Annotated in this window: 14 protein-coding genes; 1 reads left to right on the top strand and 13 read right to left on the bottom strand. The window is 61.4% G+C overall.

Features of this window, described 5'->3' with window-relative positions:
* Nucleotides 1-22 precede the first annotated feature (22 nt).
* The 9 genes from ACX12F_RS17675 to ACX12F_RS17715 all read right to left on the bottom strand — a co-directional run bounded on the left by ACX12F_RS17675 (nt 23) and on the right by ACX12F_RS17715 (nt 10400).
* Nucleotides 23-1327, bottom strand: a complete 1305-nt coding sequence (locus ACX12F_RS17675; RefSeq protein ID WP_459365806.1) for an MCE family protein — start codon at nt 1325-1327, stop codon at nt 23-25.
* Nucleotides 1324-2670 (bottom strand): MCE family protein, encoded by a 1347-nt coding sequence (locus ACX12F_RS17680; protein WP_459365807.1) that lies wholly within the window; start codon nt 2668-2670, stop codon nt 1324-1326. The genes ACX12F_RS17675 and ACX12F_RS17680 overlap by 4 nt, the downstream gene beginning before the upstream one ends.
* Nucleotides 2667-3695 carry an MCE family protein gene (locus tag ACX12F_RS17685; RefSeq protein WP_459365808.1) on the bottom strand — a complete coding sequence of 343 codons (1029 nt, stop codon included), beginning with the start codon at nt 3693-3695 and terminating at the stop codon, nt 2667-2669. Before ACX12F_RS17685 ends, ACX12F_RS17680 begins: the two co-directional genes overlap by 4 nt.
* 28 nt (nt 3696-3723) lie before the next feature.
* A complete protein-coding gene (locus tag ACX12F_RS17690) occupies nt 3724-5142 on the bottom strand; it encodes an MCE family protein (protein ID WP_459365809.1) in 1419 nt (472 codons plus the stop codon).
* Between the two features lie 3 nt (nt 5143-5145).
* Nucleotides 5146-6000, bottom strand: coding sequence for an ABC transporter permease (locus ACX12F_RS17695; protein WP_459365810.1), 855 nt, complete (start codon nt 5998-6000; stop codon nt 5146-5148).
* On the bottom strand, nt 5997-6734 hold the full coding sequence (locus ACX12F_RS17700; RefSeq protein ID WP_459370404.1) for an MlaE family ABC transporter permease: 738 nt from the start codon (nt 6732-6734) through the stop codon (nt 5997-5999). The genes ACX12F_RS17695 and ACX12F_RS17700 overlap by 4 nt, the downstream gene beginning before the upstream one ends.
* Nucleotides 6735-7566: 832 nt before the next feature.
* A complete protein-coding gene (locus ACX12F_RS17705; RefSeq protein ID WP_459365811.1) occupies nt 7567-8313 on the bottom strand; it encodes a hypothetical protein in 747 nt (248 codons plus the stop codon).
* A 163-nt stretch (nt 8314-8476) separates the two neighbouring features.
* Nucleotides 8477-9220, bottom strand: a complete 744-nt coding sequence (locus tag ACX12F_RS17710; protein WP_459365812.1) for a hypothetical protein — start codon at nt 9218-9220, stop codon at nt 8477-8479.
* 124 nt (nt 9221-9344) lie between these two features.
* The gene (locus ACX12F_RS17715; protein ID WP_459365813.1) at nt 9345-10400 is read right to left on the bottom strand and encodes an LLM class F420-dependent oxidoreductase; all 1056 of its coding nucleotides are present in this window, start codon (nt 10398-10400) and stop codon (nt 9345-9347) included.
* Between the two features lie 283 nt (nt 10401-10683).
* Here ACX12F_RS17715 and ACX12F_RS17720 point away from each other — a divergent pair, with 283 nt between their 5' ends.
* Entirely contained in the window at nt 10684-11691 is a 1008-nt protein-coding gene (locus tag ACX12F_RS17720) for a phosphotransferase family protein (RefSeq protein ID WP_459365814.1), read from the top strand.
* 10 nt (nt 11692-11701) lie between these two features.
* Here ACX12F_RS17720 and ACX12F_RS17725 read toward each other — a convergent pair whose 3' ends face one another.
* The 4 genes from ACX12F_RS17725 to ACX12F_RS17740 form a co-directional block, all read right to left on the bottom strand.
* A complete protein-coding gene (locus ACX12F_RS17725) occupies nt 11702-12322 on the bottom strand; it encodes a TetR/AcrR family transcriptional regulator (protein ID WP_459370405.1) in 621 nt (206 codons plus the stop codon).
* A gap of 370 nt (nt 12323-12692) precedes the next feature.
* A complete protein-coding gene (locus ACX12F_RS17730) occupies nt 12693-13541 on the bottom strand; it encodes a PaaI family thioesterase (protein ID WP_459365815.1) in 849 nt (282 codons plus the stop codon).
* Nucleotides 13542-13644: 103 nt separating this feature from the next.
* Nucleotides 13645-14559, bottom strand: a complete 915-nt coding sequence (locus ACX12F_RS17735; RefSeq protein WP_459365816.1) for an FAD-dependent oxidoreductase — start codon at nt 14557-14559, stop codon at nt 13645-13647.
* Nucleotides 14496-14852, bottom strand: a complete 357-nt coding sequence (locus ACX12F_RS17740) for an NAD(P)-binding protein (RefSeq protein ID WP_459365817.1) — start codon at nt 14850-14852, stop codon at nt 14496-14498. The genes ACX12F_RS17735 and ACX12F_RS17740 overlap by 64 nt, the downstream gene beginning before the upstream one ends.
* Nucleotides 14853-14903: the final 51 nt, after the last annotated feature.

The following is a 14903-nucleotide window of genomic DNA, read 5'->3' on the forward strand; positions in this document are numbered from 1 at the left end:
CGTCGAAATAGTTTGGTGTGCATCATGGTCCATTCCCGGTCGGAATCATCATCCCGGCCAGCCCCTTGTCCGGATCGGTCGTCGAGCCGGCCTCGGCAGGCAACGGCGCTCCCGGGGCGAGGCCACCTGACGGTGCGGCAGCCGGCGCCGGTGGACGGTAGTCAGGCCGCATCCAGTTTTCGCTGTAGGTGATCTCATTGGGCCGCGCTGTAGCGCCCACGAACAGGTTCTCCCCGATCGGCGGGTAGTTGTACTGGCGGTTCTTGATGATGGGTGCCAGGTACTGCACACAAAGCTTTGACGACTGCTCTGCGCCAAGTCGCGATGCGGCTTGAATTGCGCCGCACAGGAACGAGATTGGGTTGGAAAAGTTGTTGACGGCCAGTGCGCCGGTGAGCGCAGACTGGGCAGGTTGGTAGATATTGTAGAAGTCCTGCAACGTATTTGGCGCTATATGGAGAAACTGCTTGACGTCATCGATGCTGTCGTTGACCGCGGTGGTGATCGAGGTCAGCTTGTCCGCGCTGGTACCGATGGCTTCGCGGTTATCCGCAAGGAAACCCTTGAGATCAGTGACGGCGGCGTTGAGGTCGTCGAGCGCCTGACCCACCGCATGCGGGTCATCGGTCAAAGTGGCGGTGACTGACGCCAGATTGCCGTTGAGCTGCTTCATCAGGTCAGCGCTGTCGTGCAGGGCGGAGACCAGCAGTGCGACGCTCTTCACCGAGCCGAACAGATCGCTGCTGTGATCACCCAGGATCGAGACGGCCTGGCTGAGCTTGACGATGGTGTCGTGGATATTGGCGCCTTGTCCGCGCAGGTTGTCGGCCGTCACGTCGACGAATTGACCAAGCGCGCTGACTCCCCCTGGTTTGGTCGGTTGCAAGGAATCGGTGAGCTTTTCAAGCTGTTTGCGGAGGTCGTCCCATTCGACGGGCACCGCGGTCCGCTGCTGCGGGATCACCGTGCCGTTGGCCAGCACGGGCCCTCCGCTGTAGACCGGGGTCAGTTCGATCGATCGAGCGGTGACCAACTGCGGTGAGAGGATCACGGCGCGCACATCGGCCGGGACCTTGTACTTGTCGTCCACCCAGAAGGTGACCTTGGCCCGCTGTGGTTCAGGCTCGACGGAGTCGATTTGTCCCACCGGTACGCCGAGGATCCGTATGTCGTCGCCTTTGAAGACGCCGTTGCTGCTCTCGAAGTAGGCAACGAAGTGGTTCCGGTGTGTTTTCTGGTATCCGATGACGACCACCACCGCTGCGACGAGAATCGCAACGAACAGCGCCGCAAGGTAAACAGTTTTGTTGCCGAAGAACTTGGTCACTGGCCCGCTCCCTGATGCGGTTCAGTCGGTAGCGGTGGTATCGACGGTGCCGGCGAGCCGGGCTCACCTGGTGCGTACACGACGGTGGGCGCCGGTGTCGGATCTGGTGTCGAAGCGAGGTCGGGCGGCGGCACAGCTGGCGGTCCGGGCGGCGGCCCACCGGGGGCCGGCGCAGGGGCGGGCTCGCGGTAGGGGTAGCGCGGATCACCCGGTTTGCCGGTGATCGCATCGGGCAGCGTCAGGTTCGGTGCGCCACCTTGACCGGTCCGGGGATACGGGACCGGCAGCGCCGGGGTGCCCTGCTGGCCTGTCTGAGGGTCGGTGCGCTGGCTGGGCAGCAGCACATTCGGGTCCAAGCCCAGGTCCGAGAATGCGGCATCGACGAACGGTTGCACGAATTGTCCTGGCAGCAGATTGACGATGTAGGCCTTGAAAAACGGTGCTGAGCCGACAGATTCGCCCAGATGCATGGCATAGGTGTTGAACATCTTCAACGTCTTTTGGACACGTTCACGGCGGTTGTCAATGATCGTGAGTACCCCGTTGAGCTTGTCCAGCGCGGGTTTGAGCTGGCTGCGGTTGTCAGCGACCAGCCCAGAGATCTCGCGCGACAGCGCGGACATGTGACCGGAAATCTGTTCTAGGGAGCTACTCTGTGCACGTAGCGCCGCCAGCAGTGCGTTGGTGTCACGGATCAGCTGGGCGATCTGGTCGCTGCGCTCGCCGAGCACCGCGGTGGTCTTGTTGGCGTTGGCCAATAGCGTCCGAAGCTGTGCGTCGCGCTTGTCGATGGACTCAGAGAATCGGGAAAGGCCTTGAACGGCTTGCTGAACTGCAGGCGGCGTGCTCTGGAATGTCTGCGACAGCGTGGTCAACGAATCAGACACTTGATTGGTGTTCAGCCCGTTGATCGTGGTCGACAGGTCTCCGAGCGCATCGGGCAGCTCGTAGGGCGGCGTCGTTCGGTCGGTGGGTATCGGCGCGCTGAGGTCTTGCTCGCCGCGTGTGTTGATCTCCAAGTATTTGGAGCCCAGGAGACTCTTGGTTTTGATGGCCGCTTCCGAGCGGTCACCCAAGTGAATGTCATCGTCCACATCGAAGGTGACTTTGACGCGATTGCCGTCGAGGTCCACGGCGGAGACCTTGCCGACGCGGTAACCGGATACCTGCACTTGCGCGCCGGTCTTCAGTCCTCCGGCCTGCGTGAAGTACGCAGTGTACTCCGAAGCGGTAAAGAGGCTTTCAATCTTGTCGTACTGCAAAGCCGCCCAACAGATTCCGCTGACGACGAGGACGCCGGCGGTACCTACGGCCACCCGGCTCCTCTGCGCGAATGGTTTCATTTCGGTGCACACCGTCCTGTGTCCTGGCCGGCCACCTTGACATACACGGGTTGGCCTCCCTTTCCGTTGAGCTTGAGCACGGCATCACAGAGGTAGAAACTGAAGAAGTCTCCGTAAATGCCTTGGCGGTCGAGGATTTGGTAGGTGTCAGGCAAGGTATTGAGCAAGTTGTCGAAGTAGTCGTGGTCGGCGACAACGATCCCTGAGACTCGATCCGTCTCGTGTACAACGGATTTCAGCGGCGGCCGCGCCTGCGTCAGCATGTCCGCAATGCTGGCGGCGGCCCCGTCGATGTGGGCGACCGCATTGGCAATATCGGTTTTTCGACGGCTCAGGCCGCCGATCAGTTGCGACAAGGAGTCGACTGCATTCGCGAAGTGATCGCTTTGGTCGCCGAAGGACCCCAGGACCGTGTTGAGGTTGGTGACCACCTCGCCGATGAGTTGGTCACGGTTGGCCAGTGTTTGGGTGACGGTGGCGGTCTGCTCGAGAAACGACGCAATAGTGTCGCCCTGGCCCTGGAAGACTTGAATGAGTTGGCCGGACAAGGCGTTGACCTGGTCGGGGTTCAGTGCACGGAACAACGGCCGGAACCCGCCGATTAGTGCATCGAGATCCAGGGCAGGTGCGGTGCGTTGGACCGGGATGGTGGCGCCTGACTGAAGCGTGTGCACGTTGCCGGCGCCCTCCTCGAGCGAGAGGTACCGGCCGCCGATCATGTCAGCCCAGCGCACCGCGGCGCGGGTGCCGTCGGTCAGGACCACCGAATCGTCGGCGGCGAAGTCAACGTGGACTGTGCCGTCACGTCGCACGGCGATCGACCTGACCTTACCGACTTCGACGCCGGCGATCCGGACGAAGTTGCCTGCGTTCAGTCCGCTGACGTTGGTGAAATCAGCGCCGTAGACCTTCTCCTTGGAGAAGCGGAGCTGGGCAAAGATCATCAGCAGGCCGAATGTACCCAGGGCGCACACCAGCAGGAATGCACCCAGGCGCCAGATGGCTCCTTGTACGTTGTCTCTCAAGAGATTTTCCTCGACGTCCTATTGGTACTCATGGCTTGGGAGAGTTGGTATCTGGGGCGGGGCCGGCCGAGGGCCCGGCCGATTGTGCTGCCACCGGCGCAGCAGGTGGCGGTCCGTCCGCTGGCTGGGTGCCCGGCGGAGGTGGGTACAGCGCCTCACCGTCGGCGCCGTACATCGGGGCGCCGTAAGGCGGTGCCCCCGGGTATGGAATCGGTCCAGGCGCCGGGCCACCGGGGTACCGGATGCTCGGCGGTTCTGGGACAGCACGGGTCGATGGGAAGTAGTTCGCCCATCCAGGGAAGCCGATACCTGGGTTGGGTCGAATATCCATTCCAGTTCCCCAGCCGGTGTTGGTGACCACCTGTCGGACGGGGTACATCTTGGTGGCATCAGGCAGGGATCCACAGCCCGGTTGGCCGCCCGGCCCGCCCTTGGCGGCGATGACGGGCAGGTTGTCGGGATAGCGGTAGGGGTCCTTGCCGAGCAGCAGGCCCGCATCGACGACCAGAGATCTCCCGTTGCCGCCCATGGCGTCGTAGGCCATGTTTTTGAGGAAGTACACCGAACCTTGCAGTAGGCAGGTGTATTCGGGGCTGTACTTCATCAGGGTGTCAGCGGTGGGACGCGCGAGGGTGATGGCGTCGATCAGTTCATTCACGTTGGGAGCCAGAAGATCTGCGCCCGACTGGCCGAAGCCGATAGCGCCCATCAGCACATTGTCGAGGTCTTTGGCCTGACTGGTGAGAGTCTCGCTGGTCGTCGACAGCGCATCGAGTGCGTGCAGGATATCCGGCGCGGCCGTAGCGTAAGCGTCGGCAGCGCCTTTGAATGATCGGAGGTCGGCTTGCACAATGCTCATCCGCGGATTCAGTTGCTGCAGAATCTGATTCGCGTCGGTGATCGACTCTCCCGTTCGCTCGCCTTGACCACGTACCCCTTCGGCCAGCGCGGACAGGGTTGCGTTCAGCTTGGAGACATCGATTTGGTCGAGCACGCCGACCAGGTTTTCGAACACGGTGTTGACTTCCGTGCTGACGTTGCGCGATCGAATGACCTCGCCGGCAGTCAGATGCTGCGCACTGGGGTCAGGCGGTTCAACCAGGTCAACGAATTTGGCGCCGAATGCGGTGGTGGCTTTGATCTCGGCTCGCACGTTCGCCGGGATGAAGTGCAGCTTGTCCGGATCGATCTCGAGATTGAGGCTGGCCTGGTCACTGCCCCCGGTGATCGTGCCGACTCGCCCGACGGGAACACCCCGAAGTTTGACTTTGGCGCCGGTCTCCATGACCAGGCCCGTGCGGTCGGAGGTCAGAGTGACTGGAACGAAGGATCGAAAAGACCCGGCGAAAAGGCTGGAACAGACGAATACCAGCAATATCGCCGATGCGATGAGGCCCAAAGCCCAGGCAATGGCAATTCTTCGGTCGCGCTCGCGCTGATTACTCATCGGTCATCCCGCCAGGTTGAAGTGGCCGGACTGACCGTAGATGGCCAGCGAGACGAACACGGTGACCAGGACAGCGCTGATGAGCGAGGTACGCACCGCGCGCCCAACTGCCTCACCAACCCCCGCGGGGCCGCCGGACGCGGTGTAGCCGTAGTAGGTGTGCACCAGCATGATGACGACGGCCATGACGACGGCTTGGAAGAACGACCAGATCAGGTCCGTGGGTTGTAGGAACGTATTGAAGTAGTGGTCATACACACCGGTGGACTGGCCGTAGACGAATGTGGTGCCGAATCGCGCGGCGAGAAATGACATCAGGATGGCGACGCAATACAACGGGATCACGACGATCACGCCGGCGATCAGTCGCGTTGAGCCCAAGTACGTTGCCGACCTGATGCCCATGACCTCGAGCGCGTCGATCTCTTCGTTGATCCGCATCGCGCCGAGTTGGGCGGTGGCGCCGGCGCCGATGGTGGCGGCCAAGGCGATTCCGGCGGTCAGTGGCGCGATGAGACGCACGTTGAAGTAGGCCGAGGCGAAGCCGGTGAGCGCTTCCACCCCGATGTCGGCAAATTGGTTGTATCCCTGGACCGCTACCAGCGCTCCGGTGGACAGGGTGAGGAATCCGACGATCACGATGGTGCCGCCGACGACGGCCAAGGCGCCGACACCGAGTGCCATCTGAGCGATTAGCCGGACCACTTCCTTCTTGTAATGAACGAATGCATCACCAATGGAACCGAACATCCGCCCGTAGAACTGGGCTTGATTGCCGAGACGGACAAGTCCGTCCAATGCCGCGATCCGTGCTCGACGCAGCCGCGGGAACACCCCACGTGCAATACCGCTCGTCATAGTGTCGCCTTAATTCCGACGGCCGTAGCCACGATGTTGATCAGGAAGAGGGCTAGGAAGGCGTACACCACGGTCTCGTTGACCGCGTTACCCACGCCCGCAGGCCCACCTGAAACGTTGGTCCCTTTGAAACACGCGATCAGTCCGGCACAGAACCCGAATATCGCTGCCTTGATGAGGCAGATGACCACGTCACCGATGCCGGTAATGAGGGTCAGTCCAGACACGAACGCGCCCGGTGTCACGTGTTGGACGAACACCGAAAAGCAGAATCCGCCGGCCAAGCCGACAAGCACGACAAGCGACGACAGCGCCAACGCGATAATGGTGGCGGCAAGAACGCGCGGAACCACCAAGGCCTGGATCGGGTCAATTCCCATGACGCGCAACGCATCCAGCTCGTCGCGAATGGTCCGCGCTCCAAGGTCGGCACACATGGCCGTTGCACCGGCGCCGGCCACCACGAGGACCGTCACGATCGGGCCGATCTGTGTCACGGTGCCGAATGCCGCGCCGGTTCCGGAGAAGTCGGCCGCGCCAAACTCCATCAGCAGGACGTTGAATGTGAACACCAACAGCACGGTGAAGGGGATCGACAGCATCAGCGTAGGCATGATCGACACTCGGGCGACGAACCAGCACTGGGAGATCAGTTCTCTCCAGGCGAAAGGGCGACGCGGTACGGCGATCATGGTGTCGACAGCCATAGCCATGAAGTCGCCCACGGACCCCATCGGTTTGGCGACAGCAGTTCGCAACGACAATCTGCAATCCCTCCGCTTTTGCGCCTGAGCCCTAGTGGCGTGTCCCGATGCCCTACCCGGCAGCCGGGGCGCTGTGATCGATTCGAATCTAAACTAAAAACGTGACCTGGGCAACTCTGCAACCAGATTTGCGCGTGGGACGTAGCAAACATTCAAGCCCGGCTCACTGCAAACGCCTGGTCAAATCGTTCAAACATGCTGCACACCAATTACTTTCACGACTACGCAGGTAGTTGCACCCGCCGAACGCCGATGTGGCGTATCGAATTTCTTCGCGGTCGACAATTAGGCAACGCGGCAGAATCGAAGATCGTTTACATAGCTAAGCATTCGCCACGGGACAGTGCACCCGCGCGTCCGACCGCGACTCCCCCGAGCATCGAGAATCCTTGACCTGACGAACATCCGATGCGTAAGGGCCAAGTGGCAGTCCGAGTCCGGCCAGCCCGATCGTTTCGAATCTAAACTAAAAGCTATGCGGCTCAGGGCAAAACTGACGCAATCAGGTAACTTCCCGGCGTGCATGTATAGAGCTAGCGCAGGCCAGCATCTGCGGACATTGCCCTACCACGCACAACGTGATCGCCGGCTACCGCGCACGCGTGGGCCGAGTTAGTCGGCGCGGCGTGTAGCTACAGCCGGCGCTCCCCCGCTCGTGCCCATCGCTGACCACGATCTCGAGAATCATCTGCTCGAACGCGTTCGGCAAGCACGCTAATGCCAAGGCAGCCGGCGCTATTCATGACGATGTGCAGGCGTGCGAGATTGTGGATCAACTGGACAAAGGTCCAGCCGCGACCAGTCAGACGGCTACAGTGTCCGACGGGACCCCCGCGACGTCGGTACCCAAAACCAATGCCGCATTCGCGCTCCTGGTGACCACCGACATGGCGACGAGAAATACAGCGTAGGCCGTCAATGCCAGCCAGAAGACAAAAATCCCATTCCAAGCAAAAGGTCCCGAGAAGAAGAAGTAGGCCATGAGGTCAGGGATGAACGCAAAGGCCACCCACAGGTTCACGTATCCGACCCACCGGGGAAAGGTCTTGCCGCGGTCAGTCAGGACGGCGGCACCGATCGCCAGGTTTTGAATGATGAACGGCATAATCGGGGTGAAGAAGATGAGCCAGGCCAGGTCGTTGAGCAGCATGAGCGTCTCGGGCGCCCGCAGCTGGGGACGAAATGTCAACACCGCGAACATCAGTGACCCCAGCAGGTTGATGAGGATGGTCACCGAGCCGATTCCCAGCTGGATCACGGCGAGCAACGGCAGGCGACGTTCCATCCGCATCATGTGCATGGTGATGACGCCGACCAGGGGCATGGCGCAACATACGCCGAGCGTTGCCAAGACGAAGCCCATCATTCGCCAAGGGCCATGACCGGAATAGAACGCGACGACATCGTGCATGCTGTTCGACGGGCCCAGCGGCAGGGGCAGAAGGCCTGCCAACAGCCACCCAATTAGGGTGATCACCAGCGCGGCGACTCCACCCCATGAGCAGAGGTTGAAGATCCTGAGCTTCAACTGGGCATCGTGGTCGGGCATTGTTCCCCTAAGTATCGACCGTCCAAACATCACGTGGCCGGTACGTCCGCAGTTGTCAGTTTTCGAATCTTGATTAGACCGATATCATGATGAATACCGGCGCACTCGATGTACATGGCTGCGCCACGTCGATCACCCACGCGACTCGGACGTCGGGTGTCGACTACTCCGCTTCGAGACGACGCAAGGCGCGGAATGCATATGGCGTGAGCACCGCGATGAGCACGAAGAACATCACGAACACGGCCCAGAAGTTCAACACGCCATGCCAAGCAAACGGACCAGTGCGCGCGAACGGGATAAAGACGAGCGGGACATAGACGGCCGCGGTCAAGAAACAGACATACCCGGTCCAACGCGGGAACAGCGGCTGGGAGCGGTGGTCCTTGAGAATGGCGATGCCCAATGCGACGCTCTGGAGGAACGAGAACATCCAGGTCAGGTCAAAGAACAGCCAGCCAAAGTCGTATAACGTTTGGATCGACTCCGCAGACCTCCCTTCGGGCCGAAATGCCGCTGTCTGCCATATGACTGCCGGCACCACGGTGACCACGCCAGTCATCAACCCGCCGATCAGTTCAGTCATCGACAGGGGCCCCATCGGACCCTCCATCCGACCAATGATCTTCGACATCGCGACGCTCCACGTGTAGTAACACGGAGCGCCCACCGCCATGAGTACCATGCCGATCCGTATCGATGTACCGTGCTCGCGAAAGTACGCGGCGATGCTTGACGCACCTAGATCTTCACTCGGCGGCGGCCAGAATCCCGCGAACACAGCGAACCCCAAAAGCCCCAGGCCCACGTAGAGACACACTGTCCAAAGAGCGACCCGCAGAAGTCGATAGTCGGCGTAATCGGCGGAAGGCCGGTGGTTCACCGTTGGCCTCAGAGTGGCTGTCACTGTTCCTCCTACGAGTCTTGCCTCATCCCGGCCGGCATCCAGACCAGCTGGGCGGATTCCACCGAGGACATAGCATAATCGAATTTAAGATAAAAACTAGTGGCAATCGCAAGTTCGAGCACCGTCAATTCATGAACTCCCGAGCGGTTGCCATGTCGTCCAGTCGTTCCACGTGTGAACCGGCAACAGGGTCGGCCAGAACGCACGTAACGCCAGCAGCTTGCAGCGCGGCGAGACGGTCCCGCACCTCCCCGCGGTTTCCGATCAACGATATTGCACGCGAAAATTCCTCCGGAACCGCCTGGACCGCAGCCGATTTCGAACCGCCGAGGAACAGCCTTTGAATCTCCGCGGCTTCTTTCTCGTAGCCATACCGCGCGAACAGCGTGTTGTAATAGTTCTTGCCCACAGCTCCCATTCCGCCCACGTAGAGCGCCACGTTCTCTCGGACGGCATTGAGTGCGTCGGCGAGGCAGTCAGGGTCATCAGAGATCAACAATGGGCATTGAACACTGATGCCGAGGCCATCAAGGTCGTCGTCACGACGACCCCTACCCGCACGCAGAGCATCGCCGAACGCGCGGTCCGCACGTTCGGGATGGAACAGAATGGGCTGCCACTCGTCGAAGACTTCGGCCGCGAGCTCGACGTTCCTCGGACCTATTGCCGCCAGCCCCATAGGAATACGGTCACGGACCGGCTTACCGATGATCTTCAGCGGCTTCCCCAAGCCAGACCCGCCAGCATCGACATCCAAGGGCAGCGTGTAGTGCTTGCCACGATATTCGCTCGATTCGCGCCGCCAGATCTTGCGGCAGATAGCGACATGTTCGCGCGCACGTTCGACGGGGGCGTCGTATTTGACGCCGTGAAAGCCTTCAATAACTTGCGGACCGGACGCACCGATGCCCAACACGCATCGACCCCCACTGACGTAGTCGATGCCGGCGGCGGTCATCGCCAGGTTGGTCGGCGTTCGCGAGAACATCGGCAGCACGCCGAACGCCAATTCAACGTGGCGCGTCTTGGCGGCAACGTAGCCCATCTGGCTGACGGCATCGACGCTGTACGCCTCGGCGATCATGACTCTTTCGAGGCCAACCTGCTCGAACTCCGACAAACGATCGACGGTGGTCGCGAACTCACTTCCGTAGTAGCGCAACGGCATACCTAGTTTCACTGCCCATCTCCTTTATCGGAATCCACCGCCAGGGCACGCATTCACCCCGCGTGTCGCTAGCCTGCGCACATTCAACCGTCCACGCATCTCAGCGCCGTGGGTGTATTTTAATTGATAATAAATACTGTAGCGTCAAAGGAACAGCCCCGGCCTGCCACGGGCGAAGGCGAGGAGCAGCCCCCGGCGACGCCGTGCTCCTGGTCGGTTGTCACCATGGAAGGTCCCCCGCATGGATGTCCCAGCGTCTACCACTGATACCGAGGCGCCTGCCCCAACGACCGGCATGTGGACACAGCCCGCCGCCCTTGCACAGTGGCTTGCGCGGCACACCGATTGCGTCACACCTCCGGTTGCGGTCGACCGGGTGGGTATCGGTCAGTCGAACATCACGACGATCGTCACCGATGCGGCAGCGCGTGAATGGGTGATGCGCGAACCGCCTCCCGGTGATACCGCCGCGAAAGCACACGACGTCCTCCGCGAAGCGCACATACTCAGCGCACTGGCCAACACCGACGTACCGGTCCCCCGAGTCGTCGGCACTGGAGAGAGTCCTACCGGGTCCCCATTTCTCGTCATGGACCGCGTGCCCGGCTCCCCACTGGAAAGCGAAGACGACGCTCGAACTCTAACGTCCAGCCAGCGCAGAGCCCTCGGAGTGTCGGTCGCCGAGGCGCTGGGCCGCCTGCACCGCATTGATCCCTCCGCCCTGGGCGTTGCGGCGTCCAGCAGTCCGTATCTGGTCCGGCAGATGCGACGCATCTCCGCCGCCTGGGATCATGTGCGCGCAGCCAGCCGGCACGACGGCAACTGGGAAGCCGTCCGAGCCGGCCTGACCCAGCAGCTGCCGCAGCCGTCACCGGCAGTCGTCATGCATGGTGACTACCGGCTGTCCAATCTCCTGGTCGCCGATGGGCATATCACCGCGGTGCTGGACTGGGAACTGTGCACCATTGGTGATCCTTTCGCCGATCTTGCGTGGTTGCTTGATGATTGGCGCCCGAGCGAGGAGCCCGCGATCGTGATGCCGACCCCCACCCGTGCCGGTGGATTCCCCAACCGTGATGAGATGGTTGAGGTATACCGTGACGTCACCGGATTTCGAATCGACGACTTTGGCTATTACCGGGCGTTTTCCCAGTGGCGAGCCGCAAGCCTGCTCGAAGGCGTACGTGCCCGCCGGCGAGCCGGCTCGATGGGCTCCCATGCGGCGATCGACCTTGATGAACTCGAGGATTCTATTGGGGTTCTCCTAGCCTCCGCGTCGTCACATCTCGCCCGAATGAAGTAGGTGACACGGCCTACTTCGCGGCGTCCTCAGCAAGTCCGTGCCGGATGACTGATTGCGCGTTCTGAACGACCGCCTCGATGGAACCGCGCCGGGGATTCCACCATTCCACAGCCCAGTTCAATGCGCCCAACACAAGCATCTGGGCGATGTACAGGTCCAATTCCGGGCGCAGTAAACCTTCGCGCGCGACGTCACTGATCAGCCTGCGCCAGATTTCGCCGTACTTCTCCTCCTCGAGGACCTGCCGCTTACGAATCGCCTGCGGAACCTGCCCCGCGTTGCGAATGGCAGCTGTGGTGTAGTGCGAAATCTCCAGCGCGTGGCGTAGATGAGCTTCGACCGCTGTGAGGAGCCTGTCGAGCGGCGGCGTCCCATCGGGTACTTCTTCAAGGACCTCGGCGACGTGCGCGCGCATATCGGCGATGCCGGCCCACATCACTTCCTCGATGAGCTCATCCCGGGAGGGGAAGTAATAGTAGATCGCCGGCGCCTGCAGCTCAGCAACTTCCGCCACATCGGTGAGGCGCAGCCCCGCATAGCCATGCTCGGACAGCACGCGAGCGGCGGCGTCCAAGATCCGCAAGCGCGTCAACGCAGACTTAGATTCCGCGATCGGCTCATCGGACGCCATCTCGTCGGCGGCAATGGAGAGCCGCGAGCTCTGTCTGGGCATGGGCCAATAGTACGACTGCGGCGGCCAATTGACCGTCGCTGGCTGTCGTCGCGTGTGCACATGTCGCATATGTCCCGCTGTGTCAAGTGGCCTGTTCGCCGCCGAAATTCGAATACGGGACCGAAACGTCCTCTCCCCGGTGCGCCGTGTAGCCGCGGCCGCAGTCATCGATCTCGGTGCCGTGGACCCGGCGACCGCACAACCGAAAGCAGAATAGAAACTCCCGCGCACATGAATGATGTCGATGCCCATCTGGGTAACGGACCCGTCAGTAGCGCTACGGTGAAGGTCGACGGCCCAGATGCAGACCTGGGCGCACGCCAGGTTATCAAGCAGCGGGGCGCCGTCGCCGGGCCGTCACCGTGGACAGCGTGCACAATTCGCCGCTGCCGCCACGGCCGCGTACTTCTACGACCGCGGAGGACCGGCCCGCATGCTGGAGTCGGGCTTCTGCCACGAATGGCCTGTCAGCGGCAACCGGTCGTAAGTAGTCGGTGTGAACGCGCACCGTGGATAGATCGGGGTTGCAGGCCGATATCGCTGCCGACGCAACGAGCTCGGTGACGCAGGCGGATACGCCGCCGTGCATGATTCCGAACCCGTTCACCCAATTCTGAGGGTCGGGAACAGACACCTGAGCGCCGTTGGCCAGATCGTGATACTCCAAACCGAGTGCACTCGCTATCGCCGCCGCTTCGATTGCCGATGACGGTTGAGCCGATGCTTCCATCAACTCAGCACCCGCCGCAGGTACGTAGACCATGCGCGAATTTCCGACTGCCACCACATTTCCCGAAGCAGTCATGATGCGGCACTGCACAAACCACTCAGAGCCCTGGCTGATATCGATAGCTTCGGCGTACAGCACATCGTTGGCAGGCAACTCCGCCACGACGTCCAGGGTCAGTTCAGCGGTCAATGACCAGGTTCGTTGTGGACGGTACATATTGGGCAATTCGCCGAGGATGTGGTCTGCCAGCACCATCAGCGCTCCGGTCACGGGCCGTCCTTGAGCATCACGGGCCCACGCTGGCGGGTCGAAAGCGCAGCGATTGCCGCCAGATACCCGGGGCGCGCAGTCTCGCAGCCCGAACCGCGACTCGACCGACATCCGGTCCATACCAGGACACAGGTGCGCGTTCGCGGACACCAGGTGCGAATACTCGATCATTGACATCGTCAGCTCCATCGCAAAGGTTCGGTGTTGTGGCAACTAGGTCAACGGCGCGCATTTCCTGAGTGGTGACCGTCATATAGTTCCCGATTTCCCCTGAAAGTCATCAGTCACGTTCGGCAAGACTCCCTCGAATCTGCCTGGCGCCGAATGAACTTGCAGTCGCTAGCGCCGTGTTGTCAACACATGCCGGGCTGCACGTACGCCGCTGACCACAGCGGTCTCCACACCTAAATGCAAGGTAGTCCCCGGCGATGCCAACTCGCGCCGGCATTGCATCCCGAAGGTGCTTCATTGTGAGGTAATGCCCGGGCGGGCTGATGGCGAGTGCGCGCTCAAAGCTGAACACTTCAGCATCCGGCTCAGAGAATCCCTTACCTAGGGTCTCGGCGACGTGCCGCAAGGCGGTCTCGATGAGTTCGTCGTTCGTGAGATCCTGTGTGGCCTTGCTCGAGAAGTACGAGTTGGTCATACAGGCGCCGGATGGCACCAACCGCGAGGTCGTGGACTTCTTGACGATGGTCCCTAGTAGCGGACGGGGCCCTGCACCAATGGGCAGTAGCATCTCAAAGTTGTTTTCTGGCCATGGATCACGAGACCAACGTAGATTGACATGGGCCATCGAGGCATAGGGAGCGGTATTGAGCGCCCGCAAAGATTCTTCTCCCAGGACGGTTTCAAGCAATCCGGCAGCACGACGGGCATCAGTCGCGACCACCACGCCGTCGACCCGGACCTTCGTGCCATCGACTTGGATGACCACCACTCGATCGCGATCGTGCTCGACAGACTCGACCTCAGCGCCGAGTCGGACATCGGTGCCGCGCGTCAATGCCGTGCACACACCACCCATTCCATCGCGCGGCAGGAAGAATTTTGCGCGGTGGGCCCGTTTCATGATGCCCTGGAGGTATGGCGTCGATAGATCGCGGCAGTCCACACCGAACGACGGTTCGATCAGGGGGCGCACAAAGCACTCGAACAGTCCGTCTCCGAGCTTGCGCCGCGCCCATGATTCCATGTCTTCTCCTCTGTCGAACAGTGAAAGACTGTCGGTCTCAAAGGGTTCGGGTGCGGTGACCAGGATTCCAGCAAGTTCTGGTCGCCGCTGGCGTCGAGTAGTTCGATGCACTTGGCGTACGAGTTGAGCATGTAGATCGCTCCGACCTCGACGCCGAAACCGTTACGCTGGACCGTTCTCGTACGTCCGCCGAGAACGTTGGCCGCTTCGAACAGAACCACCTCGTGCCCGGCCTGTCCTAGAACGAAAGCCGCAGCGCTTCCCGCCGCTCCGCCTCCTACTACCGCAAACATGTCTCGCTCCTGAAGGTCGGAACACTGTGTTCTCTAGTCGTATTGCTGGAA

Source organism: Mycolicibacterium sp. HS_4_1, assembly GCF_054515875.1.

Bases quoted from the DNA above. Each gene is read 5' to 3' on its own strand.
- ACX12F_RS17705 (WP_459365811.1), bottom strand. From the start codon at position 8,313: ATGCCCGACCACGATGCCCAGTTGAAGCTCAGGATCTTCAACCTCTGC.
- ACX12F_RS17725 (WP_459370405.1), bottom strand. From the start codon at position 12,322: ATGGCGTCCGATGAGCCGATCGCGGAATCTAAGTCTGCGTTGACGCGC.
- ACX12F_RS17690 (WP_459365809.1), bottom strand. From the start codon at position 5,142: ATGAGTAATCAGCGCGAGCGCGACCGAAGAATTGCCATTGCCTGGGCT.
- ACX12F_RS17740 (WP_459365817.1), bottom strand. From the start codon at position 14,852: ATGTTTGCGGTAGTAGGAGGCGGAGCGGCGGGAAGCGCTGCGGCTTTC.
- ACX12F_RS17695 (WP_459365810.1), bottom strand. From the start codon at position 6,000: ATGACGAGCGGTATTGCACGTGGGGTGTTCCCGCGGCTGCGTCGAGCA.
- ACX12F_RS17680 (WP_459365807.1), bottom strand. From the start codon at position 2,670: ATGAAACCATTCGCGCAGAGGAGCCGGGTGGCCGTAGGTACCGCCGGC.
- ACX12F_RS17735 (WP_459365816.1), bottom strand. From the start codon at position 14,559: ATGGAATCATGGGCGCGGCGCAAGCTCGGAGACGGACTGTTCGAGTGC.
- ACX12F_RS17700 (WP_459370404.1), bottom strand. From the start codon at position 6,734: ATGGGGTCCGTGGGCGACTTCATGGCTATGGCTGTCGACACCATGATC.
- ACX12F_RS17730 (WP_459365815.1), bottom strand. From the start codon at position 13,541: ATGTCAATGATCGAGTATTCGCACCTGGTGTCCGCGAACGCGCACCTG.
- ACX12F_RS17720 (WP_459365814.1), top strand. From the start codon at position 10,684: ATGTGGACACAGCCCGCCGCCCTTGCACAGTGGCTTGCGCGGCACACC.